Genomic DNA, 24,575 nt, shown 5'->3' on the forward strand with positions numbered 1-24,575 from the left:
TTTTCTCAATGCTTCAAAACATTCCACCCTGGCTTGTATACAATTCACCTCGGTTCTTGGCGTAAGGAAAAAATCAATACCCTAACCCCTTACTGGACCTCGGGTATTGTTGATAAGTAAAATATTCAACTAGCAGACAGGAACTCAAAAGCATGAAATCCATCAACTACCCGTCCTGGGACGAGCTCAAGAACAGCGGTTCCGAGCTAAATCCCAACTTGGAAGATGCCCTTGCTGCATGTCGCGCTTTCTGGCTGGAGTATTACAAGGACGTTGGCGGCGAGGTTTTAGCGAAAGCCCTCCAAGAAAGCGATACGGTCGAAGAATACGGCGGTGATAGCTCTTACTTGGACAAGTTGAAGTCCCTATTGAAATATAGCAACGAGAGCGCTGACGGGGGAAACACAAGGCCAAAGTGGGAGCCGGATACGAAAGACAATAAGGAGCTCAATATAGCCCTTGGCGAATTCTTGCTCGGTTGTTTCCACCCCCAAGATCGCCCTCTGTTGGTGCTAGCGCTGCTTTCCGAGCTGAGAGAATCGATAGAAGATAAAGAACTCAAGAATTTCTTCGAGAAAAGGCATACGGCGGAAAACAAACTTTTTACTTGGTATACAAAGGTCACTGAATGGCTCGAAAACAAAGACGACTACATAAAGGAATTTTTTGGAAAAGCGATACTTTCCCTCACTCCGGGCAAGTCTGAGGATATAACACAGATTCCCTACCTTCTTGGGTTGATTGGCCCAGACGGAGCGGTCCAGTTGAAAGAGGAGGTCAGGCCAACAAGAGCTATTCCTGAATCAGTAACGATTCCTGGAAATGGTGAAGACCTGCGAGTCGTCTGGCTACTGAGGAACCCGGGCTACGGGCCCACGCTTTCGGAAGCTCTCCATGAAATCACACTTAGTCTAAAGGATAGGAACGACCAAAAGTTTATAATCGAGGACGGGCACTCCCACCTTCTAGACCAATGGAACACAGCCAAATCGACAATTACCGGAGGTGGACTCATGCCATGGTCATCCTACGGGCCAGAAGGATTGAGTCGATTGAGACCCGAAACTTATGGCGGCTGGTATCGAAGGGCTTTATTCGAATTTCTGAATGGCGACGATGAAAACGCCAAGGCTTTCGATGTCCTTTATTCACCTCAAGTATTCTTAGACGCCGATGATAACGAGATTGAAGTCAAAGATAGGGTCGCGGATACCAGCCGAGATGAGGGGGCCGTTCCAAATTCTTTTGATAGGAAAATCGGGAGAATCGAGTTATACCCTTACCGCTCGCAGGATAAGTGGCAGATTCCAGAGCTCCTGACGAGACTTCAGAAAGTTGGTGTTCTTCTACCATCTCAGAATCAAGCATTATCGATACTTGGGGCCCTGCTATCGAGGCAAGGATTCAACACCACCGAACTGGTGAAATCGGTCAGTTATTCAAGTTCCAGTGAACAGGGGGCTATCCCGCAAAAGACAATTCAAACTCGGAGGAAGATCCAGTTGTGGAATGACAGTGCTTCTACGACAGAACTCTTGTTGGCCCCCCTACGGTTCTGGGTACGGAGTCCGGAGGACTGGTTGAAACTGATAGTAAACTCTAATTTCTCCAACTTGTACCTTGACTTTCTTGAAAGCGCGTCTAAATACGGAGCCAATAACGTCTTGAAAATTGACCACTTCGAAGATTCGCTATCATAGCTGTTTAAACCAAGGCCAATACCGGATTGGATTCTGCTTCAGTCGGAGCACAACACCTCCTGCCAAAAGGAGTCGCCAGGCACACTAAACAACCCAATCCTATCCACAAATGGAACACTATTGAGACTACAGAAGGCTTCCCAACGGTAGCTCAATGATGTCGAAATGAAGGGTCAGCGAGCTCTTTACCGCATATCTCGGACATTTAAAATGGCCCTCACCTGCCAGTAGCAACCAGTGAGGGCCGAAGCATCGTGAAACATTTGTCGGGACGCTCCCACGTGAAGAATCCTACTCCAACTTCTCGCCAAATTTAAGTTCGCCACGTTCTATGAGAGCTTTTACCTCCTCATGGGTGACCTCTCCGGGTTCTAGCCGGGATTTCCTTGCTGCCTCAACATCTGCAATGTCCTCCAAGGATTCCAAGGCTCGAGCAAAGAACTCAAGAGTCACGAGCACAGCCCTTGGCTCGCCTTTTGTGTCGAGAATTGCCACAGGCTGCGTTGCAACCCTGTCCAAATAGTGAGCCATTTTGGCTTTCAGTTCGACTTCGGTAATCGATTCCATGACTCACAACGTACACGTGTGAACGGGTCGTTGTGTGGTGAAGTGCAACAGAGGCTGCCGTTGGCGCTGTCACCGTTTACTTAGAGTGTGCGCTAGTAATCGGGGTGACCACCGCGAATCCGAGAAACTTCCGCCCTCAAAATTGCTCCGGCGGAATGCTTCCGTCGCGGCACTCAAGGTCTGCGGAGCTGATTGCCGGGGCCGAATCAAAATTTTTCGAACCCCCTCCTCAACTCGCTAGATCTTTCGACTTCGGAAAGCGATGGGAGAAGCCTGCCGTCTTTTCTGTCCCCGGAGGGATCTACGGCTCCTTGGGCCTGCCCCACGTTCCTGGCAACTTTCCGCGGGGAGAAACTCTGTTCACGCGACGCCACCCGCACTCACCTCTACATGGAAACGAAGACCGGCCCTGGACTCCCACCGAGACGGGCAGCGGAACCGGTCATGTTGGTAATCAATATACTTTGTTGGCATAGCCGACACAAGAGTCATTGGTAGGTTCTTCGGCCAGTGAAGCTATTGCCGTGCCGCTCCTCTACTGCCGCGCGCGATGGAGCCTCCGGAAGGACCTGCCGACCGTACTGCGGTATTTAATCGTGTATTTAGCCACAAAATTCTCCGGCCTCGTTTAAACGAGACCAAGTTCCTTTTCAGAGCCTTTGCCCCTTGCACGTCCGACGTTTAAAACAATTTCCCCAAGGACATCCCCAACTCAGAAAGCATAATCTCATTTTTTGCACGATTACTTCGAAGTTTCCCGTGGCAACTATTGAGCGGATTCAAAGAACAGCGGCAAATGCGGCCCCGGGCGGGAAGGCGCTGCTAACAAAGGCGGTGGCGGTCACGCCATCGCGGCAACAGTCCACGCCCCCTTGTTCCTGAATCTGAGGAAAGCAAACGCCCCGTCAGTAGACGAGGCGTTGCGGTAATTTATGGCACTTAACCTTACTTAACGCGGCCCGAAGGGCCGCTTTATTCGGGTCACGAGTCTGAGACTCAGCCCACCCGGTGCCGGCTGTCAGTCTGAGACTGGGGCTTGGGCACCTCACCCCAATCTACCGGGGTCAAGCCGTTTATGTATACGAGGCGCGGGCACGCCCGTGCCCATCCACTCCCATTGCCTTCGGTAGGGAAAGCGGCGTGCGGGCGAAGATGAAGAAACGTTTACTGGTTCACCTTGGACATGGTCCAGCGGTAGATGAACGCCACGCCGGCAATAAACGCGATGACGCCGATGATGTTGGCAAAGGAGCCGCCGGCAAAGATCTCCAGCGGGCTATTGCCGCCAGAGGCGGCGATGATGGCGGCGTTGACCACGCCGAATAGGGACTCGCCCACGATGAGGCCGGTGGCAACTAGGGTGCCCAGGCGCTTGGCGGCATCGGGGGCAGATTGCTTGGCGGCCCAGCGGTTGTAGACAGTGCCAATGATGGCACCAATCGGGATGATGACCGTCAGCGTTACCGGGAGGTACATGCCCATGCCCACGGCCAGCGGGGACAGGGAGTACTTGTCGGTGGTCTTGCGCAAGACCTCATCAACGATGATGAGCACTACGCCAATGCCCATGCCCAGGAAGATGAGGTTCCAGTCCAGGGAGTTATCGAAGATACCGGTAGCCACGGAGGACATGAGCGCCGCCTGGGGTGCGGCGAGGGCATCGGGGCCGGCGCCCTCCATGCCCTGGAAGCCAAAGCCGGTGAGCATGACCTGCAGGATTGGTGGGATGACCACGGAGCCAAAGAGCACGCCAATAATCAGTGCGACCTGCTGCTTCCACGGGGTGGCGCCCACCAGCTGGCCGGTCTTGAGGTCCTGAAGGTTGTCGTTGGAAATGGTGGCAATACCGAACACGATTGCGGCGGTAAACAGCGTGTAGGCCACCAGGGACAGCGGGTTGGCATCAGTGCCGGCGGTCACGGCCGCAATCAGCAGCGCCACGGACAGCACGGCGATGATACCGATGGAGGAAATCGGCGAGTTAGAAGCGCCCACCAGGCCGGCCATGTAACCACACACGGACGCGATGACCAGGCCCAGGACCAGGGTGAAGAGCACGGAGACGGCAATCAGGATGAAGGCATGCTCGTGGATGTCGGTCTTAGAGAGGAACTCCCAGAGCAAGAAGCCGATGGGGATCATCAAGAATAAGATGGTGCCGGCCACGTATGGGAACGGGATGTCGCGCTCGGTGACGTCTACTTCCTCGCCGCCCTTGCGGGCCTTGGCGGCGCCCAACGAAGCAGTAATACCCTTGACAATAGGACCCACAATCTTCACCAGCGTCCACACCGCGGCAATGGCCATGGTGCCCACACCAATGAAGCGGATCTCGCCGGCAAAGACGGAGCTGACTACGTCGCTGAGCGCGGCGGCATCGGTAATCTGGCCAGAAGTGCGCAAGGGAAGCAACACGATAAAGGAGATGAACACGCCGGTGAGCATGGCGATACCCACGGACAGGCCCACCAGGTGGCCCACGCCAATCAGCGCCATGGACAGCGAGGAGCCCAGCATGGTCGCGCCGGATCCCAGCTTGAAATACCCCATCACCGAAGACGCGGCGGCCTTGGTGGCGGCCAGCAACGACATCGCGGCGGAAATCAAGCTGCCCACCAGAATGACGCGCAGGCCCTTGGCGTTTTCGTCTTGCTCGCCGCTCTTGTGCGCGGCGGCATCGCCAACGCGAAGCACCTCAGCCGCAGCCACGCCCTCCGGGTAAGGGAGATCGGAGCCCGTGACCAGCGCGCGGCGCAGCGGGATGGAATACATGACACCCAGCACACCGCCGATAGCGCACACCGCAGCCGTTTCAAAGAAACCGAAACCCTGCCAGTACCCCACCATCACCAGGCCGGGAATGACGAAGATGATGGCGGATAACGTACCAGCCGCAGACGCAATGGTCTGCACAATGTTGTTTTCCTTGATGTTGTGCCCGGCAAAACGCCGCAGCACGGCCATGGAAATCACGGCCGCAGGAATAGAAGTAGCAAAAGTCAGGCCCACCTTGAGGCCCAGGTAGACGTTTGCCGCCGTGAAGATGAGAGTGATAAGCCCACCAATGATGATGCCGCGAAGAGTTAACTCCGGCAACGACTTGGCAGACTGACCAGCCGGGGCTGTAGTGGTAGCCATGGGCTGTCCTTTCTGTGTGGAAAATACGCAACAAAACAATAATCGTAGACCTTCGCGCCCCACGGAAGATAGAGGGGGATATACAGTAGATCCCATGACTGATATCAAGAAGACCATTACCGCAGACCGCGAGCGCATCTTTGCGCAGCTCAAAGAACTAGTTTCCTTCAACTCCGTGCACGGCGCGGAGGGCTCCGAATCCGCCGCCGCAGCCGCCTGGGTGCGCGCCGCTTTCGAAGATCTAGGCTTTGACATGCAGACCTTTGACACCGCAGACGGCTCCACCGCACTACTAGGCACGCTAGCGGGCAAGCCCGGCGCGCGCACCGTCTTGTTGTATTCGCACTACGACGTGGTAGCTGCCGGCAACCGAGACGCCTGGGAATCCGACCCGTTCGAGCTCACCGAGCGTACCCACGCAGACGGGTCCACCCGCTGGTACGGCCGCGGGGCGGCGGACTGCAAGGGCAACATCGCCATGCACCTGGCGGCGTTGCGCGCGGTCAAGGCGGCTGGCGGCACGGATCTCAACCTCAAGATCCTCATAGAGGGGTCTGAGGAGCAAGGCGGGGAGGGCTTGTCCCACCTCATCGAGGAACGCCCGGAGCTTTTTGCCGCCGATGCCATCATGATCGCCGACGCCGGCAACTCCCAGGTAGGCCAACCCACACTGACCACCTCCCTGCGGGGCGGCGGCCAGATTGCCGTTCAGGTAGACACCCTCCACGCGGCCGTGCACTCCGGTCAGTTCGGTGGCGCCGCCCCAGACGCGGTCAAAGCTCTTATGCGCACACTGGACTCCCTCTATGATGAGGCCGGCCGTACCGTCATCGACGGCGTGGACTGCGCCGGTACTTGGGAGGGAGAGCCCTACCCCGCTGCCGCGTTTAGGCAAGACGCGCAAATGATAGACGGCACCAACATCATGGGTGGCGGGGAAACCGCCATCGCCGATCTAGTCTGGGCGCGCCCAGCCCTGACCGTCACCGGTTTTACTTCCACCCCCTTTGACGAGGCGGTCAACGCCGTACCCGCTACCGCGAAAGCTAACGTCAACTTGCGCGTGCCTGCCGGTATGGACGCCGCCGCTACCGCCAAAGCGGTGGTCGCGCACCTTGAGGCCCACGTGCCGTGGGGCGCAAAAATCACGGCCGAGGTGCTAGAGGCCAATGACGGATTCTCCACCGATCCCCAGGCACCCGCAATTGCACTCCTGGGCCAGTGCCTGTCCGAGGCCTACGGCGGTACCGCGACCACCGAGCAGGGCATGGGTGGTTCCATCCCATTGACCACCGAGCTGCAAGAAAAACACCCCGCCGCTGAAATCGCGCTCTACGGCGTGGAGGATCCCAAAGCGGTCATCCACTCCGCTAACGAGTCGGTAGACCCTACCGAGATTGAAAACGTGGCCATAGCGGAGGCGCTATTCCTCACGCGCTTCTAAATGCTAGAGTCGTTGATATCAATTCGGGGGGATGATATCAATGGACACTGTGTCCACCGTGAGCGGGCTTAGCCGCTCGCAGCTAGCGCGAAAATTAGACAAAGGGCAGATATTCCGGCTGTGGAAAGGCACCTACGTAGAGGAACTTCCCACACCCAGTGCGCTGTTTCTTTTCCTGCGGGAAAAATACCCAGACGCTTTACTCACCGGCCGGTCCGTGGCCCAGATCATTCTTGGGGAGGAAGTGACTTTCCCGCTTCACTTCGCAACACCCCGGCGCTTGCCGGTAAGCGACTACGTATCCGGGCACCGCACCACAGTGTTGCCCACATTCCTGCTCAACAATTCCCCCGTCCACCTGCCGCTGCTGGCGCTGCAATGGGTAGAGGATGACGAACTGGCAATAAGCATGCTGGAAAAACTCTATGCAGGCCGAAATGGCCGGGCGCAGTTGGAAAAGGATTCCACATTGGTTCGCCTACTACCCACACGCTGCAGACAACTGCTCAGCCAAGCCGCCCTGGGCACCGACTCCAGCGGCGAGGCAAGACTCATCCGAGCGCTCCAACGCAAGGGACTGAAGGTAGTAGCCAACCACAAGATTGGGCACTACTACTGGGACGCTGTCATCCCCCGCTGGAAAGTAGCCATTGAAGTTGACTCCCACAGGCACCACACCGGCTTGCCGGAGTTCATCCGCGACCGGTGGAAAAACAATGACGCCACCCTGCGCGGTTGGACCACGCTAAGGTATTCCGGCTCCTGCGTGGCGCACCACCTGGACTTAGTAGTGGAGCAAATCCTGCAGGCCAAAAATCCAGATCTGGATGCTAGGTGCTTCCGCGCGGTGTGGAACTGGCACGAGATTTTCCTTCGGGATACTTCCCGATTGGATATGGACGGCACCATACACCACGGTGATTGGGCTTAAGGCGGCTAAACCTGCACATCTGCCAAATCTCAAGGAACACGCGCCCGGACCCGCCCCAGATTAGGCAACAACCACCCAAAAACCTGCACACCCGCCAAAACTCAAGGAACACGCGCCCGGAACCACCGCAAATTAGGCAACAACCACCCAAAAACCTGCACATCCGCCAAAACTCAAGAAACACGCGCCCGGACCCACCGCAAATTAGGCAACAACCACCCAAAAACCTGCACACCCGCCAAAACTCAAGAAACACGCGCCCGGAACCGCCGCAGATTAGGCAACAAAGCAGGTTTTACCCAGAGCAGGCGCTACCAGAGAGCATGGCCAGTACCCGAATACCCGCCATTTTCCGGTAATCTTTCAAAAGGACTAGACAAACTACATGAGGAGCGGGCGTGTTATTACTGCTGTTTGCACTACTGGCTGCATCGGCGGCGGCTCCCATTGTCATCTATAAGTTAGGCAGACCCGCCTTCGCGCTGCTGGCGCTGGTCCCCGCCGCCGGTTTCGTGTGGATAACCCAACAATTCATGGCGGGGACCTTCGCCCACGGCGGGGTGCTGACCTTTGCTCTGGAGTGGATGCCAGCCGCCCACTTAAATATCGTCTTGCGCCTGGATTCATTGGCCGCGCTGTTTAGCCTCATCATCCTAGGCATGGGCGCGCTGATTTTACTCTACTGCTGGGGCTACTTTGATAAAGCTCCCCCACGCCTGGCCCTGTTCGGCGGGGAAATGATGGGCTTTGCCGCCGCCATGTACGGCCTGGTCATAGCGGACAATCTGCTACTAATGTACATGGCCTGGGAAATCACCTCCCTGCTGTCTTTTTTGCTGGTCAGCTATTACGGTGAGCGCGCTTCCGCGCGCAGGTCAGCTATCCAAGCGCTGATGGTAACCGTCCTGGGCGGGCTGGCCATGCTGGTGGGAATCATCAGCTTCGGCCGCCAAACAGGAGTATGGACTTTCAGCGAAATAGCTAGCTTCACCGCCGCAGCCGGGCAGCCCATAACCTCCACGCCTTTTATCACCATCTCCATTGTGTTCATCCTGGCCGGCGCGCTATCAAAATCCGCTATTGCACCGGCCCACTTCTGGCTGCCGGGCGCGATGGCGGCCCCCACCCCGGTTTCGGCATACCTGCACTCGGCCGCAATGGTGAAGGCAGGAATCTACCTCATCGCACGCCTGGCACCGGACCTGCGCTTCGTGGAGTCGTGGTACCTGGTGATTATCCCGCTGGGAATATTCACCATGCTGCTAGGTGGCTGGATGGCGCTTAAACAACGGGACCTGAAGCTCATTCTGGCCTACGGCACCGTCTCACAGCTGGGCTTTATCATTGCCGTGATGTCAATAGGCTCCCGGGAGGCCCTGCAGGCCGGGCTGGCGCTGACGTTCGCGCACGCCCTGTTTAAAGCCGCGCTATTTATGGTGGTGGGCGCAATTGATCATGTGACCGGCACACGCGATATCACCAAACTTTCCGGGCTAATGACCAAGGAGCCACTACTCTGCGCAGCGGCGGTGATCTCCGCCCTGTCCATGGCCGGCTTCCCGCCGCTGCTGGGGTTTGTGGCCAAAGAAGCCGTGATTGAAACGGTGCTACATGAGGACCTGCTGGTGGGGATGCCGCGCCAGATGTTGCTGGTGGGCGTGGTATTGGGCTCGGTGCTGACCATGGCCTACGCCTTGCGTTTCCTCTGGGGCGCTTTTGGGCGGAAGCAAGGCCAGACCTCAGAAGCCGTCTCCAGCGCGCAAAAAGCCGGCCCGCTGCTGTGGCTGCCACCCGCTGCCCTGACGCTGCTGACCATCTTCTTTGGCGTCCACCCGAAGCCTTTAAGCGTGGTGTTCAACCAACACCTGGACAACGTGATGGTCCGGCTGCCGGTCTCTGCTGAACCTACCCACCTGGCCTTGTGGCACGGCCTGAACCTGCCTTTGGGAATTTCGGCGCTCATCGTTGTGGGCGGGGTGGTGATGTTCTGGCAGCGGGATTTGGTGGCCAAGGCGCAATTTGACACCCCGGCGCTGGGGTCGGCTAATGACGCCTATGACCAGGTTCTCATCGGCTTGCGTAAGGCCTCGTTGAAGATCACGGCCAGCACCCAGCGCGGTTCGCTGCAGTACAACCTGACCACTATCTTCTGCTGCCTGATTGTGGTGGTAGGCGCGTCACTGATCTCCGGCGACCTCAACGATGTCCGCATGATTGTGGCGGACAACCTCTGGCAAGCGGTGGCGGCGGTTACCATCATCGTTTCCGCAATCGCGACCATCAACATGCACAACCGCCTGTCCGCAGTGCTGATGGCCGGGGTCAGCGGCTACGGCATCTCTTTCATCTTTGCGCTACACGGCGCGCCGGATTTGGCGCTCACCCAGCTGCTAGTAGAGACCATCGTGGTAGTGCTATTTATGCTGGTGCTGCGCAAAATGCCTTCCAACACCGAATGGCGCCAGGACCCCAAGATGAACCGGTTGCGGGCATGGCTGTCCGTGGCGGTGGGCGTCACGGTGTCTGTGGTGGGATTGTTTGCCCTCAACGCGCGCACCGCAACCCCAATTTCCAGCTTCATGCCGGAGCTGGCGGAGGAGATTGGCCACGGCGCCAACACAGTCAACGTGCTGCTGGTAGACATGCGCGCGTGGGACACCTTCGGCGAGGTCACGGTGTTGGTGGCCGCGGCAACCGGCGTGGCTTCCCTTATCTACGGATCAAAGTCTTTCACCCGCCCCTCCCGGCGCCCCACGCTGCGTACTAAGGGCCGGCGGTGGTTGGCCACCTCCGGGCATTCGGAACGTAGCCAAAACCGGTCTTTGTTAGTGGACGTGATAACCCGCGTGCTTTTTCCTTCCATGCTGGTGCTGTCCATGTACTTCTTCTTCGCCGGGCATAACGCGCCGGGTGGCGGCTTTGCCGGGGGGCTTGTAGCCGGATTGGCGCTGACCTTGCGTTATCTGGCCGGGGGCCGCGAGGAATTGGAGGAAACGCTGCCCATAGACGCCTCGCGGTTGCTGGGCAGCGGGCTGCTTTTAGCCGCCGTCTCAGTGATAGTGCCGCTCTTTTTCGGTCACCCGCCGCTCACGTCGTTCTACACCGCCTTGGAGCTGCCGCTGCTGGGGCACGTTTCTTTGCCCTCGGCGCTGGTCTTTGACGCCGGCGTGTACCTGATAGTGGTGGGCGTAATCACTCTCATCCTGTCCTCGGCCGGCGCAAAGTTGGACGAGGAAGAAGACGCCCGTAAACAACGAGCCCGCGAGCGCGCCGCCAAGGCCGCGCATCACGCGCGCTCCCGGACCAAGAAGGCAAGGGCTTAAGACACCATGGAAGCAAATCTCATGTTGCTGCTGACCACCGGGGTACTTTTTGCCGCCGGGGTCTACCTCATGTTGGACAGGGCCATGACCAAGATGCTCATTGGCATCTTGCTCATTGGCAACGGAGCCAACCTATTGATGCTGCAGGCGGGCGGGCCACCTGGCTCCCCGCCGATTGCCGGGCGCGAAACGGAGCAGTACGGGGAGCAAGTTGCTGACCCCTTAGCGCAGGGCATGATTTTAACCGCGATTGTCATCTCCATGGCCATGACGGCGTTCATCCTGGCGTTGGCCTACCGGCAGTACTGCTACCGCACTGCCGATGTCATCGAAAACGACGCCGAAGACAAAGCCATTGTCGCGGCGGCCGGAAAATCCAGCAACGTGGCCTCCCCGGATGAGGACGCCTCCACTGATAGGACCACCGGCCGCAACACCAGCAAGGGCGACAACTTTGGCCCAGACTTCTTTGAAGGCCCGGTCCAGGAAGGCGGTTCCCAGTGAAAGAGGCATTCAGCCAAGTAGTGAGCTACTTGTTTCCCCTGGTGGGCTACCTGATTCCGATGCCGGTTGTCATCCCGGCGGTAGCCGCAGCGCTGACCTTGCTGTTGACAAAACACCGGTGGTGGCAGCGTGCCGTGGCGTTTTTCTCTTTGCTGGCCGTGGCCCTGGTGGGCGCCAGCCTTATCATCGTGGCCGATTACGAGGGCATCCAGACCCTGCAGGTAGGCGGCTGGGACGCACCGGTGGGCATTACTTTGGTGGCGGACCGCCTCAGCGCCGTGATGTTATTCACCTCCTCCATCGTGCTGTTTTCCGTGATGTGGTACGCCATCGCGCAGGGTATCCGCGACGGCGGCAAACACGAGCCGGTGAGCGTGTTCTTGCCCACCTACATGGTGCTGACCATGGGAGTGAACCTGTCCTTCCTGGCCGGGGACTTGTTCAATCTCTACGTGGGTTTTGAGATTTTCCTTGTGGCCTCGTACGTGTTACTCACGGTGGGGGCCACGGCAGCCCGCGTGCGCGCCGGAGTGGGGTACGTCATGGTCTCCATGGCCTCCTCCCTCATCTTCGTGGTGGGATTGGCGTTAGTCTATGCGGCCGTAGGCACGGTCAACATGGCCCAGGTGGGCATTCGCATGGACGATGTCCCCAGCGGCACCCGCGCCGCCATCTTCGGGGTACTCCTGGTTGCCTTCGGGATTAAGGCCGCGGTGGTCCCGCTGGATGCCTGGCTACCGGATAGCTACCCCACCGCCCCGGCGTTGGTCACCGCCGTATTCGCCGGACTGCTCACCAAGGTAGGCGTGTACTCAATCATCCGCATGCGCACCTCCGTGTTTACCACCGGCACCATGGACACCCTGCTCATGTGGGTGGCGCTAGCCACCATGGTGGTAGGTATCTTGGGCGCGATGGCGCAGACAGACATCAAACGTATGCTGTCTTTCACTCTGGTCAGTCACATCGGCTACATGATCTTTGGCGTAGGTCTGGGCACCGCCCAGGGGCTTTCCGGGGCCATCTTCTACGCCGTGCACCACATCCTGGTCCAGACCACCCTCTTCCTGGTGGTGGGCCTCATCGAGCGCCAGGTGGGAACGTCCTCCCTGCGCCGGTTGGGTTCGCTGCTCTACACCGCGCCCATCATTGCGGTGCTTTATTTCATCCCCGCTATTAATTTGGGTGGCCTTCCGCCATTTTCCGGGTTCCTGGGCAAGATTCTCATCCTGGAGGCGGGCGCGAACCACGGTACGTGGCTGGCGTGGGTGCTCATCATCGGCGCCGTGTTGACCTCCCTACTCACCTTGTATGTGATGATCGTGGTCTTTAGCAAGGGGTTCCAGCGCGACCGCGCCGATGCCCCCGAGGGCAACCTGGCCATATCCAAGACCGCTCCCTTATCCGGCAAGGTCAGCCAAATCGACTGGGCGGACCGCGCCGATCCAGGAAAACTACCCTTTGGCATGCTGGGGGCCACCACACTGCTGGTACTGGCCTCCTTGTCGCTGACGGTGATGGCCGGGCCCATGTCAGGAATTACCTCCCGGGCTGCTGAGTCCGCCCAGGACCGCGATATCTACCGCTTTGCCGTCCTCGGGTTTTCTGCCAGCACCCCCACCCGGCACCTGGATCAAAAAGACCGGTATACCGACGGTGCGGATTCCATTGGCCACCGCCAGGATCCGCTGCCGGAGCCCGCGCCAGGGATTTCGACCGCCCCGGTTACACCCTCCCCGGAGAAATCACCGGCCCCGGCATCCGGCACCGCCGTTGAACCTAACGCAGACACTGGGGCGCACGCCACGCCCAGAAAGCAGGTGAGCAATGAGTAACCCCAGCTTGGCCTCCCGCGTACGCGGGCGCTTCCGGCCGGTTAACTTGGCGTGGCTAGTAGTCATGTGGGTGCTGCTCATGGGGGAGCTTTCCTGGGCCAACGTAATAGGTGGCCTGGTGGTGGGAATTTTAGCAACCGTACTGCTGCCACTGCCGGCCATGCCGTTGAGCGACATGCACATTTCTTGGGGCAAGCTCCTGGTGTTTTTGGGCACGTTTGCCTTCGACTTCCTGGTTGCCTCCGTGCGGGTTTCCTGGCTGGCGCTGCGCCCCAGCGGGCCACCGCGCACGGCCATCGTCAACGTGCCGCTACGCGTTGACAGCGAATTCGTACTAACCGCTGCCGTGCTGCTGTATAACCTGGAACCGGGAGGCACGGTGACAGACATTGACATTGCCAACCGCACGCTGACTGTCCACCTGCTCAACGCAGATTCCGAGGCAGACATCGCGCGCGAAATCCGCGCGATAGCAAAGCTGGAACGGACAATGATAGACATCTTCGAAAGGACTACCAGGTGACCTACTACGACATTGGCTTATCCGTGGCCGCAGCGTTTATCGCGGTATCTTTCCTCATCACCACCTGGCGTATTGTTGTAGGACCAAATTCCCTCGACCGCCTGGTGGGGATGGACGCTTTCATTGCCATGACCCAGTGCGCGCTAGCGGTGTACCTGTGCTGGTCTTTTAACACCTCGGTAGTCAACGCCATGCTAGTGGTGGCGTTGCTGGGCTTTATCTCCACCGTGGCGGTCACCCGCTTCCGTAGGAGGGATAACCAATGAGTGTTATCTCCCTTATTTTTGTGGTGACCGGCGCGCTGTTCATCTTCGCCGCAGCCGTGGGTATCGGCCGCTTTGGGGACACCATGTCGCGCGTGCACGCGGTGACCAAACCGCAAACCATCGGCCTGGTATTTTGCCTCACCGGCGCGATTATCAAGATTGTCAGCTCCCCTGACTTTGGTGTCTCGCAGCGCAGCGACATCGGCATCGTAGTGCTGTTGGTCATCTTCGCACTGCTGACCTCACCGGTAACGGCGCAGCGCATCTCCCGCCTGGCCCGGCGCGAAGGCTTGTATGCTGATGACATGCTGCGCAACGACCGCCCCGCCGGCAAGAAACGGCGGAAACGATGAAACTTCACGGACGCGTTACCCTCGCAACGCTCTTCACGCTGCTTACTGCGTTGGTTTTTTACCGCTACAGCATCTTTGACAGCGACCACGCCCTGCAATGGCGCGAGCCGCTGGACTTGAAAATCTACGCGCTGGCCGGCAAAGACGTAGCCGAAGGGGGCCTGCTCTACGACGCCCCCTACATAGGCGACCTCCCCTTCACTTACCCGCCCTTTGCTGGGGTGGTATTCCAAGGGCTAGCCGCTTTGAGCGCTGACACCGTCTTTGTCCTCTGGCAGTTCGGCACCGCCTTTGCCCTGCTGGCTGTGGTCCTACTAGTGCTGCGCAACCGCAACGTGCAACTGGACTGGCTCACCGTCTACATAGCGGCGTGCGCAACTTTCTGCTCGCTCGCGCTGGCACCTGTTGCCGGCACGCTCTTTTTCGGACAGATCAACATCTTCCTCATGCTGCTGGTTGCCCTGGACTTCCTGCCCAAGAAATACCGGCTGCCCGGAGTGGGGATAGGACTCGCGGCAGGAATGAAACTTACCCCCGCCTACCTGGGCTTAGTGCTGCTGTTTCAACGCCGCTGGGGAGCCGCCTGCGGGTCCATGCTCACCTTCATGGCCACGGCGGGGATAGGCTTCCTGCTCATCCCCGATGCCCGCGATTTTTGGTCAGACGCGGTATTCCGGTCCTCCCGCGTGGGCGTCCACGAAAACGGCGGGGCCATGGCCGTGCGTTCGGTGTTCCACCGCGCCTTTGACATTGACGGCGGCCCGGTATGGATCCTAGCCATCGTGGTCATAGTGCTCATCAACTGCGCGGCAGTGTCCGTTGCCTGCGCCCGGCACAACGGCGCGGCCGCTATGGCGTTCACCGGGCTGGGGGCGTGCCTAGTCTCCCCCTTTAGCTGGTTCCACCACTTCGTGTGGCTAGTCCCGCTACTGGTGCTGATTTTGGTGGGCACAAACCGCTACCTGGGCCCAAAGATAGGTTCCCAAGCCGCCGGCCTGATTTCCTTCCTGGCCATGGCCCTAGCTGCCTTGCCGTGGCTGTCCCAACCAGTAGCCAGAAGCGTGTCCTTTTATCAGCTCAACAACTTAGATGAGCTAGCCCCGTGGGGGACGCTGCTGTTCAGCGGCGCGGTGGTCATCTACATGGCCGTCTACGCCGCCTCCGGGTTTTTCACCCTGCGCGGGCGCAGCCGTTTCTAAAAACGGATCTCCGCGCAGGTCATGTCAACGACGTCTTTCCAGGAACCGGTTTCTTTAAACATTGCCCGTTGGCGCTCATAACTGGCACCGCGGTTGACGATGTCCATAATCCCCTGCAGTTCCCGGTGGCACCCTAGCGTGCTTGCCAAGGGGCTGAGCAGATCCACCAGCTCCGCGAGCTCGTCTTTCACCCAACGCTCATCAGTCTCACGGCTGGTAATCACCAACGCGTCCATGCCGTAGCGAGCCCCACGCCACTTATTTTCCGCCACATGCCACGGCTGCAGGGTGGGAAGCCTTTCACCGGACTCGAGCATCTGGTCATAGTGGACCACCAGGCAGTGCGTGAGCGCCACGATGGCGGCAAGCTCTGCGGGACGCGAGACGGCATCGGAAACCCGCACCTCCACCGTGCCCCACTTAGACGCCGGCCGGATATCAAAGTGCATGGAACCCGTGTGGTTAATCACCCCAGACCGGTTCTGATCCTGCAAATACGACTCCCACTGGAACCAGTTCTCAAACTGATAGGGCATGCCGGCGGTGGGTAGTTGCTGGTACAACATGGTCCGGTTGGAGGCGTAGCCGGTGTCCATGCCCTCCCACGCCGGCGAGGACGCGGAGATAGCCAGCAGGTGCGGCAGCTTAGTCATCAACGCATTGATGATGGGCCACACCTTGTCCTCGTGGCTAATCCCCACGTGGACGTGGGTGCCCCACAACAACATCTGCTGCCCCCAGTACTGGGTGCGGTTGATGATCTCTTTATAGGATTCCTTATCCCCCAGTGGGTTGGTGCGGAAATCGGAGAACGGGTGCCCGCCAGCCGACCACACCTTCAATCCCATATCTTGGGCCTCACGCTGAACGTGCTGAAGGCCCACCCGCAGCTCCTCCATGGCTTGCGGGACCGTGTCGCAGATCCCGGTGACCAGCTCCACGGTGTTTTGGAGAAATTCCTTTTCCAGGTGGATGTCCGGGACACGCGCGTTGACGCGCTCAATGAGCTCCGGCCCGCGCGGGACCAGGTCACGGGTTTCAGGGTCTATTAGCGCAACTTCCCACTCCACGCCCAAAGTGGGGCGCGCGGAGCGGGAGAAGTTATCAGGTTTAATCACAAAACGGCAGTTTACTGGCCAGCCAGAACTATTGTTAGTCCAGGGGAGGCGGGCAGGCTAGGGATGTTCTCGCGGGCGATGCCGCCAAACTGGGTAGCCAGCTTCCGGGCCTCTTGCTCCGCAGCGGCGTTACCAGCCGGGAAGAACACCGTGGTAGTGGGCAGAATCTGGTCATTGAAATTGCCTACCTCAGGCACCTGGTAGCCGCTTTGTTCCAGCTTGCGGGAGGTGTCCGCAGCCCAGCCTTGAACGGTGGAATTGTTCAAAACATTGACCGCTTTTATATTCACGTTTGCCCCTGGGGCTGGTTGTGGTGCCGCCGGCGCGCCTTCCGCGTTGGCCCCTGCGGACCCGTCTTGTGGTGCCGCCGGCGCGCCTGGGTTAGCAGGATCAGCCGGATTGGCTGGGTTAGCAGGATCAGCCGGATTGGCTGGGGCGGCCGGGTTAGCAGGGTCGGCCGGGTTAGCAGGATCAGCCGGGTTAGCAGGGGCCGCTGGGCTGCCAGGGTTGTGCGAAGCGGCCGGGGCCGGCTGGAAGGTCACCCCAGGAGCCGAGGTAGCCGCAGGATGGGCGCTGTTGGCCCCATCTTTGTCATCGCTTTGGGTGAGGGAATAAAGAGCCCACAGCCCAAGCATGATTGCCACGGCTATGAGAACCATGGCCACGCCCCGCAACGGCAGTGCGCTTCCACGGGATTTAGAGCTCGCCGGGATTGCCGGGGCAGCTTCGGGGGTCATTTCATCGTTATAATTCACATCAGTCACACGGGTAACAATAGCGGGAGGGGAAGGCTATTCCCGCGCGGCGCGCCGAGCGATATCGCGCCTTTCCCGCACCCGCCGCAACCGACCCACCAAAACAGGTTGAGCAGCCAACGCGGCCGGGTCATCAAGCAGCTCATTGAGCCGCTGATGGTAGCGCACTGGAGACAGATCAAAGTTCTCCCGGATAGCTTTTTCCTTCGCGCCCACCGAGCGCGGGGCCCGTGATTCAAAGTCTAAAAGGGCGGCGTCTAGATCGGAGAGCTTGTCCATGCCTAAACTGTAAACCATGACTATTCGCCCCGTTGTTATCCACGGTGACCCCGTGTTGCATAACCCCACCGCACCCGTAACTGACCCAATTGACTCCGCTGAGCTCCAAACGCTCATCGCGGACATGTACGAAACCATGGAAGTAGCCCACGGCGTGGGCCTGGCTGCCAACCAGGTAGGCGTGGGACTGCGCCTGTTTGTCTACCACTGCCCCGACGTGGATGGCCCGGAAGGCACCGAAAAAGAAGGCGGTGGTATGCGCACCGGCTGCGTTATCAACCCCGTTCTGGAGACCTCCGAAATTCCCACCACCATGCCGCTTGATGACGGCTCAGATGACGAGGGCTGCCTGTCCGTGCCCGGCCTGGGCTACCCCACCGGCCGCGCGGACTGGGCACGGGTAACGGGCAAAGATGAACACGGCAATGACGTGGACATTGAGGGCTACGGCTTCTTCGCCCGCATGCTTCAGCACGAAGTAGGTCACCTGGACGGTTTCTTGTACACCGACGTGCTCACCGGCCGCTACAAGCGCCAGGCCCGCAAAGACATTAAGGCCAACGGCTGGACGGAACCCGGGTTGTGCTGGATGCCGGGCGAAGGCGAAGACCCCTTTGGCCACGAAGACTAAATGAGCAGCATCTTCCGCTCCGATGCCCCCTCGGCCGGCGAACGCGTAGTGGTCCGGCGCCGCTACGGGGAGGTCACTTCCGATGTCATCGGGCATGTGCTCTCCCTAGACCCCCTGGTGGTACGCCCCCAGGAGGTGGGTGGATACCCCTCCGCGTTGGACGCCATTGAAATTCCCGCTGAAGATATCCAGATAATCAAGCGCTTGAGCCCGCGGATGGTGCGCAACTCCGATATCCGTGCGATTGAGGTCGCGTCTGCCCGGGCCAACCCCGCCCACCCACAGGCGTGGAGCGCCGATTCCCAGTGGTTTATGCGCGCCGGTGCGGATCCCTGCGCCATCCCTTTGGGGCGGTCTGCCGCCTTCGCACCGCCACCGCTGGCCGAGATAACCGACTTCTTCCGCGCGGCGGGCCTACCGGTGCGCTTACTGCTTCCCGAACGCCTGGGGCGCGCCGCAGAGAAATTTCTTGATACCGGCTGGGAGCTTGGGCCGGAGGAAATCCTGGTGGCCTGCAAGCTAGACGGGCAATCATCCGGGCAGCCGGGCACGAGTTCAGGGAGCAGGGACAGCAGCGGCACCCACAGCACCTCCGGCGACAGCAGCGGCGGGCGGCTGGGCGAAGACGGCGCCGGTAAACTCTGGCTGGAAGTTTCTTCTCACCCCACTCAGTCAGAGCTCACCGCGACACTAGCGTGGGCGCAATCCCGCGGGGCCACGGGTGCGTTTGCACGCGGCTTAACCCTGCCCGGTTTTAGCGAACACCACCGCTACCGCTACGCAACAATGCCAAACTCGCGGTAGCCTTAAACCATGCGTATTGGCACCTGGAACATCAACTCCGTCCGCACGCGCGCCCAACGCGCCGTGGACTTGGCCCAACGGCACGACCTAGACGTGTTGTGCCTGCAAGAAACCAAAGTTGCCGATGACAAGTTCCCCGTGGATATCTTCCGCGACGCCGGCTACCACGTGGCCTGTCACGGGCTAAACCAATGGAACGGCGTGGCCATCTTATCCAAAGAGGAACCAGAAGATGTCCGCACCCACTTCCCCAACCAACCGGGATTTGCCAAGGACCCCGCCAAGAGCCAAGACCGGGAAGCGCGCGCCATCGGCGCTACCATCCGGGGCGTGGAAATCTGGAGCCTCTACATTCCCAACGGCCGCGAACTCACCGACCCCCATTACAACTACAAACTGCAGTTCTACTACCAGCTGGCGCGCTACGTGGAGCAACGCTCCCGTGGCAAACTGCTGCTGGGCGGGGACTTCAACATTGCCCCGGAGGACACCGATGTGTGGGACATTGAGGTATTCAGGGGCAAGACTCACGTCTCCGAACCCGAGCGCGCGGCCTTCCAGCGGCTCCTCGAGGCCGGGCTTCGCCCGCTTGAGCACCCGGAGCCTTATACCTACTTCGACTACAAGGGGGCTCGGTACCAGCGCGGCCTGGGGATGAAAATTGACTTCCTGCTAGTCTCCGAGCAGCTCAAGGCCACCAAGACCTTCGTGGACATGGAAGAGCGCGCCGGGGAGAAAACCTCCGACCATGTGCCGCTTCTCACCCAGCTGGATCTCCCAGACTTTGACTCGGTGCGGTAGATGGACTGGAACGTAGAGCTATCCACGCTGCAGGCCATAGGCCTACTGGTGGACTACTCCATCAAAATCTTTGCGATTGGCTTTGTCCCCGAAGGCCGCCGGCCGTCCAGCTCTACCGCCTGGCTACTAGCCATCCTCTTGGTGCCATTCGTGGGCCTGCCACTGTTTCTGCTCATGGGATCCCCCTACATCAACCGCCGGCGCCACCGCCTGCAGGCCCAAGCGCGGGAGATGATTGATGATGTCCAAAAAGATATCCCCGATCACCCCTCCTGCACCCTGCCTTCCGAGGTAGAGTCCGTCATCCGACTCAACCGCCGGCTCACCGGATTTCCCGCCGTGGAAGGCAAGAACGAGGGCCTCCACACAGACTACGCCCAGATTATCCAAGCGATTGCCCGCGCGGTTGACCAAGCGCAAGACTACGTCTACATCGAAATCTACATCCAGAGCTGGGACGAGGACACAGAACCCTTCTACCGCGCTCTGGAGCGCGCCCGGCAGCGCGGGGTGAAGGTGAAGCTGCTTTTGGACCAAATCGGAAGCCTGAAATACCCTGGCTACTTCGGTCTGGGGCGCCGGCTCAGCGGCATCGGCGTGGACTGGCGCTTGACCATGCCACTACAGCTGCACAAATTCCGCTTCCGCAGGCCGGACCTGCGCAACCACCGCAAGCTGGTGGTCATCGACGGCAAACGCGGGTTCCTGGGGTCAATGAACATGATTTCGCGGCGCTACAACACCTCCACCCGGATGTGGGTGGACTACATGGTGGAGCTATCCGGGCCCATAGTCACCTCCTTGGAGGTGCTCTTCGCTGTGGACTGGTACCTAGAGTCCGACGAAGTTCTAGACTTTGAACACCCCCAGCCGCTGCCCCAGTTCACCCCGTCCGCCAACTACTTACAGCTCATCCCCTCCGGCCCGGGATACAAAGCGGAGCCCAACCTCCGGATGTACAACTCACTTATCCACCACGCCAAGAAACACCTAGTCATGGTCTCTCCCTACTTTGTGCCGGACGAATCCATGCTAGAAGCCGTCACCACCGCCTGTTACCGCGGAGTGACCGTGGAGCTGTTCGTGTCAGAAAAAGCCGACCAGTTCATGGTGGGGCACGCGCAGTCCTCCTACTACCAAACGCTGCTGGAAGCCGGCGTTAAAATTTGGCTGTTTCCCGCCCCGTTCGTGCTGCACTCCAAGTTCCTTTTGGCGGATCCTGATGGCAGCGAACCAATGAGCATGTTCGGCTCCTCCAACATGGACATGCGCTCTTTTGGACTCAACTACGAATCCACGCTGCTGGTGGCGGAGGGCAACCTCATCGCGGAGCTAAACCAACTGGCCAACAATTACCAAGTGGTATGCCACGAACTCACGCTGGATGAATGGAGCCAGCGCGGGCCGTTTAGGCGCTACATAGACAACGTCATGCGCCTTACCTCCGCCTTGCAATAGCGGCTGTAGCAGCCCACGCCCCCGCTACCGCAAGCAGGCTGCACGCCACCATGCCCGCCGCCATATCCACCGGCGGGTTGTGTCCCAGGCCCACCAAGGGGGAAACAGCACCGGCGGCCAGGGATTGCACAAAGCCCAGCAGCGCGCTGGCGGCCCCGGCGCGCGTGCGCAGCAACCCCGTTGCCAAGGCAGTGGAGTTGCCCAGGATTAGCCCCGTGGGACCCACGCAGAAAAATAGGCACAGCAGCTGCACCGGGACGGGCGCGTTCAACGCCGCTGCGCCCAGCAAGACGGCGGCGGCCAGGAACTGCGCCGCCACGCCCACCCGCAGCATGGCAACTGCACCCACCCGGTTCACGGCCCAGGAGTTAGTCAGGGCGGCTAGTACCAATCCCAGCGCGTTGGCGGCAAAAATGAAGGAGTAGGCGCGGGGGCTAAACCCGAAGGAGTGTTGGATAACAAAAGGGGAGGCCGCGATGTAGCAAAACAGCGCGCCGAAGCCGAAGGCCGTGGCCGCCGCGAAGCCCCAGAACTCCCGGGTCCGCGCCACCGCCAAGTAGTTGGCGGCCACCTGGCCCGCAAGCCGCTGCCCGCCGGCGCTGTGGCCGCCCGTGGCCGGAACCACTGCCACCGCCAGCAACAGCTGCACCGCGTGCAGGCCTACTAGCGCCCAGTAGATGCCGCGCCACCCAATGGGTTCGGCCAAGAAGCCGCCAATTATCGGTGCGATTGCCGGGGCTAACGCGCCGATGGCCATGAGAAGGGAGTAAGCCCTAGCCGCAGCGTTGCCGGTGGCAAGGTCGGACACGATGGCCCGAGCCAACACCACGCAGGCGCCGCCGCCTAGGCCCTGGAGGGTGCGTGCCGCTATCAGGATTAGAATTCCGGGCGCGGTAGCAGCCCCCACCGATGCCACCAGCGCCACACCCGCTGCCACCACTAGCAGGCGCTTTCTTCCCCAGACGTCGGAAAGCGGCCCTACCAACAGCTGGCCTACGCCCATACCTAAGAAAAAGCCGGTGAGCGTGAGTTGTACCAACGCGGGACTGGCACCGAACTGCCCACCAATCGCGGGCAACACCGGCAAGTACATATCAGTCGCAAAAGGCGCCGTTGCGGACAACAGCGCCAATACAGCAAGGAGTGGAACAGGGATCAAGCGTCGCGTACCACCAGCAGCGCTACGCCGATACCCCACAGCACCAGACCCCAAACCAGGAAGACTACGCCATACATGGCGATACCCTCACCCCACGGGGCGTCCGGAAGGGACCGTTCAGAAATCCAGTTCTGCAGGCCACCAAATGGGGAGTAGTAAATCAACTTCGGGCCAATTTTAGGAATGAGCTGCACCAGCTGGTCAATACCTAGCAGGAAGATGAGGCCAATGGACACCGCACCGGCGGTTTGGCGCACAATCCAGCCCAGGCCCTGCCCAAAGAGAACCACCAGCACCGCGCCCAGCGGAAGCTTCCACATCAGGCGCCGTCCAATTTCAGTCTCCCACGGCTTGTAGATATCCGCGTACTGGGGGTCGTAGAAAATCTTGGTAATGGCAATCGAAAGCGCTAAGGCAACCATCGTCAAGAAAGCGGCAATCAATGCGTAGAGCACAAATTTCACCACTGCCACCGTGAGGCGTGAGGGCTGGGCCATATACAGCGGCATCTGCACGTTATAGCGGTACTCGGTGGTCACCACCATGATTGCTTGAATGAGAATCAAGGCGTAGCCCATCACCTGCAGCCCGGCGACCACGGTGGTGTCTAGGACCGGGCCGGAAGCCCACGCCGCGTTAAAGGCGGGGAACATACAAGAAAGCAGCACCATCAACGCGGAGGTCATCCAGAAAGACCTGGTGGTACGCAATTTGGTGAATTCGGATTTAAAGGTATTAAACAACATTGTTGTCCTCCTGCGCTTGTGGTTGCGGAGCGATGGTGCCAGCACCAGCGGCTCCGGAGGGCAAAGTACCGGCTGAGTATTCCACCGAGTCCCCCGTCAGGCCCATGAAGGCCTCCTCCAAGGAAGCCCGCTTGACGGTGAGCTCGTTGAGCGGAACGCCCAGGGAGAAAGCAAGCTTGCCCACGTAATCCACCTCTTGGTCGTTGATGACCAGGGTTGGGCGGCCTTCGTCGTCCGTGGCGCGGTCAAAGTCCAGGCCCTCGGCCGTAAGCGACTCCGCCAGGGTGTCTAGGTAATCCGAACGCACGATAACGTGCGATCCGGAGTTCGCAGCCACAAAGTCCTTAGTGGACTGGTTGGCCACTAACTTGCCGCGGCCGATAACCACCAGGTGGTCGGCGGTCAACGCCATCTCGGAGAGCAGGTGGGAAGAAATCAGCACACTGCGGCCCTCTGCCGCCAAGGCGCGCACCAGCGAGCGCACCCAATAGATGCCCTCAGGGTCCAGGCCGTTGACGGGCTCATCCAAAATCAGGACACCGGGATCCCCCAGCAACGCAGACGCTAGTCCCAAGCGCTGGCCCATGCCCAGGGAAAAGCCGCCGGCCTTCTTACCGGCGACATCGGAAAGCCCTACCAGCCCCAAGACCTCATCCACCCGGGAGGGGGCAATCCCGTTGGACTGCGCCATCCACTTCAGATGGTTGGCCGCAGAGCGGTGCGGGTGAACCGCCTTGGCATCCAGCAACGCACCTACCTCATGGAGAGGGTTTTTTATATCTCGGTAGGGTTTGCCATTGATGGTAGCCCTGCCCGCAGTGGGTTTGTCTAGGCCCAAAATCATGCGCATGGTGGTTGATTTACCCGCGCCGTTGGGACCTAAGAAACCGGTGACTAATCCGGGTTTGACGTCAAACGTTAGGTCATCTACCGCCCGGACCGCCCCATACTGCTTAGTCAATCCTTCAACTTCAATCATGCCCACAACCCTACCGGCATTTGCCTGCCCTTACCTTATTGGTACGGGGAAAGCCCCAAGCA

General features: G+C 59.6%; 22 protein-coding genes. 14 read left to right on the plus strand and 8 right to left on the minus strand.

Annotated features, from left to right (window positions below; translation table 11 throughout):
* The first annotated feature begins 152 nt into the window (after positions 1-152).
* A complete protein-coding gene (locus F4V58_RS10255; protein WP_075735716.1) occupies positions 153-1,700 on the plus strand; it encodes a hypothetical protein in 1,548 nt (515 codons plus the stop codon).
* Between the two features lie 291 nt (positions 1,701-1,991).
* Here F4V58_RS10255 and F4V58_RS10260 read toward each other — a convergent pair whose 3' ends face one another.
* Both F4V58_RS10260 and F4V58_RS10265 read right to left on the minus strand, forming a co-directional pair.
* Entirely contained in the window at positions 1,992-2,267 is a 276-nt protein-coding gene (locus F4V58_RS10260) for a type II toxin-antitoxin system prevent-host-death family antitoxin (protein WP_075735718.1), read from the minus strand.
* 1,164 nt (positions 2,268-3,431) lie between these two features.
* The gene (locus F4V58_RS10265) at positions 3,432-5,405 is read right to left on the minus strand and encodes an OPT family oligopeptide transporter (protein ID WP_075735720.1); all 1,974 of its coding nucleotides are present in this window, start codon (positions 5,403-5,405) and stop codon (positions 3,432-3,434) included.
* A gap of 94 nt (positions 5,406-5,499) precedes the next feature.
* Between F4V58_RS10265 and F4V58_RS10270 the strand changes: the two genes are divergently transcribed.
* The 9 genes from F4V58_RS10270 to F4V58_RS10310 all read left to right on the plus strand — a co-directional run bounded on the left by F4V58_RS10270 (position 5,500) and on the right by F4V58_RS10310 (position 15,783).
* On the plus strand, positions 5,500-6,849 hold the full coding sequence (locus F4V58_RS10270; protein WP_075735722.1) for a M20/M25/M40 family metallo-hydrolase: 1,350 nt from the start codon (positions 5,500-5,502) through the stop codon (positions 6,847-6,849).
* A 40-nt stretch (positions 6,850-6,889) separates the two neighbouring features.
* Positions 6,890-7,780: an endonuclease domain-containing protein gene (locus F4V58_RS10275; RefSeq protein ID WP_075735723.1), complete on the plus strand. Its 891-nt coding sequence runs from the start codon at positions 6,890-6,892 to the stop codon at positions 7,778-7,780.
* Positions 7,781-8,178: 398 nt separating this feature from the next.
* Positions 8,179-11,103 (plus strand): Na+/H+ antiporter subunit A, encoded by a 2,925-nt coding sequence (locus F4V58_RS10280; protein WP_075735725.1) that lies wholly within the window; start codon positions 8,179-8,181, stop codon positions 11,101-11,103.
* 6 nt (positions 11,104-11,109) lie between these two features.
* A complete protein-coding gene (locus F4V58_RS10285; RefSeq protein ID WP_075735727.1) occupies positions 11,110-11,607 on the plus strand; it encodes a Na(+)/H(+) antiporter subunit C in 498 nt (165 codons plus the stop codon).
* Complete coding sequence (locus F4V58_RS10290; RefSeq protein WP_075735729.1) at positions 11,604-13,442, plus strand: Na+/H+ antiporter subunit D; 1,839 nt, start codon at positions 11,604-11,606, stop codon at positions 13,440-13,442. Before F4V58_RS10285 ends, F4V58_RS10290 begins: the two co-directional genes overlap by 4 nt.
* Complete coding sequence (locus tag F4V58_RS10295) at positions 13,435-13,965, plus strand: Na+/H+ antiporter subunit E (RefSeq protein WP_075735731.1); 531 nt, start codon at positions 13,435-13,437, stop codon at positions 13,963-13,965. The genes F4V58_RS10290 and F4V58_RS10295 overlap by 8 nt, the downstream gene beginning before the upstream one ends.
* A complete protein-coding gene (locus F4V58_RS10300) occupies positions 13,962-14,231 on the plus strand; it encodes a monovalent cation/H+ antiporter complex subunit F (protein WP_075735733.1) in 270 nt (89 codons plus the stop codon). Before F4V58_RS10295 ends, F4V58_RS10300 begins: the two co-directional genes overlap by 4 nt.
* Positions 14,228-14,584: a monovalent cation/H(+) antiporter subunit G gene (locus F4V58_RS10305; RefSeq protein WP_075735735.1), complete on the plus strand. Its 357-nt coding sequence runs from the start codon at positions 14,228-14,230 to the stop codon at positions 14,582-14,584. The genes F4V58_RS10300 and F4V58_RS10305 overlap by 4 nt, the downstream gene beginning before the upstream one ends.
* Positions 14,581-15,783 carry a glycosyltransferase 87 family protein gene (locus F4V58_RS10310; RefSeq protein ID WP_075735737.1) on the plus strand — a complete coding sequence of 401 codons (1,203 nt, stop codon included), beginning with the start codon at positions 14,581-14,583 and terminating at the stop codon, positions 15,781-15,783. The genes F4V58_RS10305 and F4V58_RS10310 overlap by 4 nt, the downstream gene beginning before the upstream one ends.
* Here F4V58_RS10310 and F4V58_RS10315 read toward each other — a convergent pair.
* The 3 genes from F4V58_RS10315 to F4V58_RS10325 are packed head-to-tail and all read right to left on the minus strand — an operon-like array spanning position 15,780 to position 17,935.
* A complete protein-coding gene (locus F4V58_RS10315) occupies positions 15,780-16,898 on the minus strand; it encodes a glutamate--cysteine ligase (RefSeq protein WP_075736703.1) in 1,119 nt (372 codons plus the stop codon). The genes F4V58_RS10310 and F4V58_RS10315 overlap by 4 nt on opposite strands.
* Positions 16,899-16,912: 14 nt before the next feature.
* Positions 16,913-17,665, minus strand: coding sequence for a LytR C-terminal domain-containing protein (locus F4V58_RS12730; protein WP_245802986.1), 753 nt, complete (start codon positions 17,663-17,665; stop codon positions 16,913-16,915).
* Between the two features lie 27 nt (positions 17,666-17,692).
* The gene (locus F4V58_RS10325; RefSeq protein ID WP_075736705.1) at positions 17,693-17,935 is read right to left on the minus strand and encodes a DUF3263 domain-containing protein; all 243 of its coding nucleotides are present in this window, start codon (positions 17,933-17,935) and stop codon (positions 17,693-17,695) included.
* A 16-nt stretch (positions 17,936-17,951) separates the two neighbouring features.
* Between F4V58_RS10325 and F4V58_RS10330 the strand changes: the two genes are divergently transcribed.
* Genes F4V58_RS10330 through F4V58_RS10345 form a run of 4 tightly spaced genes read left to right on the plus strand, consistent with a single transcriptional unit; the run spans position 17,952 to position 21,629 of the window.
* Positions 17,952-18,566, plus strand: coding sequence for a peptide deformylase (locus tag F4V58_RS10330; protein ID WP_075735741.1), 615 nt, complete (start codon positions 17,952-17,954; stop codon positions 18,564-18,566).
* Complete coding sequence (locus tag F4V58_RS10335; protein WP_075735743.1) at positions 18,567-19,370, plus strand: GNAT family N-acetyltransferase, cg3035/Rv0428c family; 804 nt, start codon at positions 18,567-18,569, stop codon at positions 19,368-19,370.
* A gap of 9 nt (positions 19,371-19,379) precedes the next feature.
* Positions 19,380-20,171, plus strand: a complete 792-nt coding sequence (locus F4V58_RS10340; protein ID WP_075735745.1) for an exodeoxyribonuclease III — start codon at positions 19,380-19,382, stop codon at positions 20,169-20,171.
* On the plus strand, positions 20,172-21,629 hold the full coding sequence (locus F4V58_RS10345) for a phospholipase D-like domain-containing protein (RefSeq protein ID WP_075735747.1): 1,458 nt from the start codon (positions 20,172-20,174) through the stop codon (positions 21,627-21,629).
* On the opposite strand, the gene F4V58_RS10350 is transcribed toward F4V58_RS10345, so the two are convergent.
* Genes F4V58_RS10350 through F4V58_RS10360 form a run of 3 tightly spaced genes read right to left on the minus strand, consistent with a single transcriptional unit; the run spans position 21,610 to position 24,513 of the window.
* Positions 21,610-22,827 carry a multidrug effflux MFS transporter gene (locus tag F4V58_RS10350; protein WP_249041146.1) on the minus strand — a complete coding sequence of 406 codons (1,218 nt, stop codon included), beginning with the start codon at positions 22,825-22,827 and terminating at the stop codon, positions 21,610-21,612. The two genes, F4V58_RS10345 and F4V58_RS10350, sit on opposite strands and share 20 nt — an antisense overlap.
* Entirely contained in the window at positions 22,785-23,534 is a 750-nt protein-coding gene (locus tag F4V58_RS10355; protein ID WP_084559768.1) for a hypothetical protein, read from the minus strand. The genes F4V58_RS10350 and F4V58_RS10355 overlap by 43 nt, the downstream gene beginning before the upstream one ends.
* Positions 23,524-24,513, minus strand: a complete 990-nt coding sequence (locus tag F4V58_RS10360; RefSeq protein ID WP_075735751.1) for an ABC transporter ATP-binding protein — start codon at positions 24,511-24,513, stop codon at positions 23,524-23,526. Before F4V58_RS10360 ends, F4V58_RS10355 begins: the two co-directional genes overlap by 11 nt.
* Between the last annotated feature and the right edge of the window lie 62 nt (positions 24,514-24,575).

This window comes from Corynebacterium phocae (assembly GCF_008693075.1).
In the GTDB taxonomy this organism is placed as follows: domain Bacteria; phylum Actinomycetota; class Actinomycetes; order Mycobacteriales; family Mycobacteriaceae; genus Corynebacterium; species Corynebacterium phocae.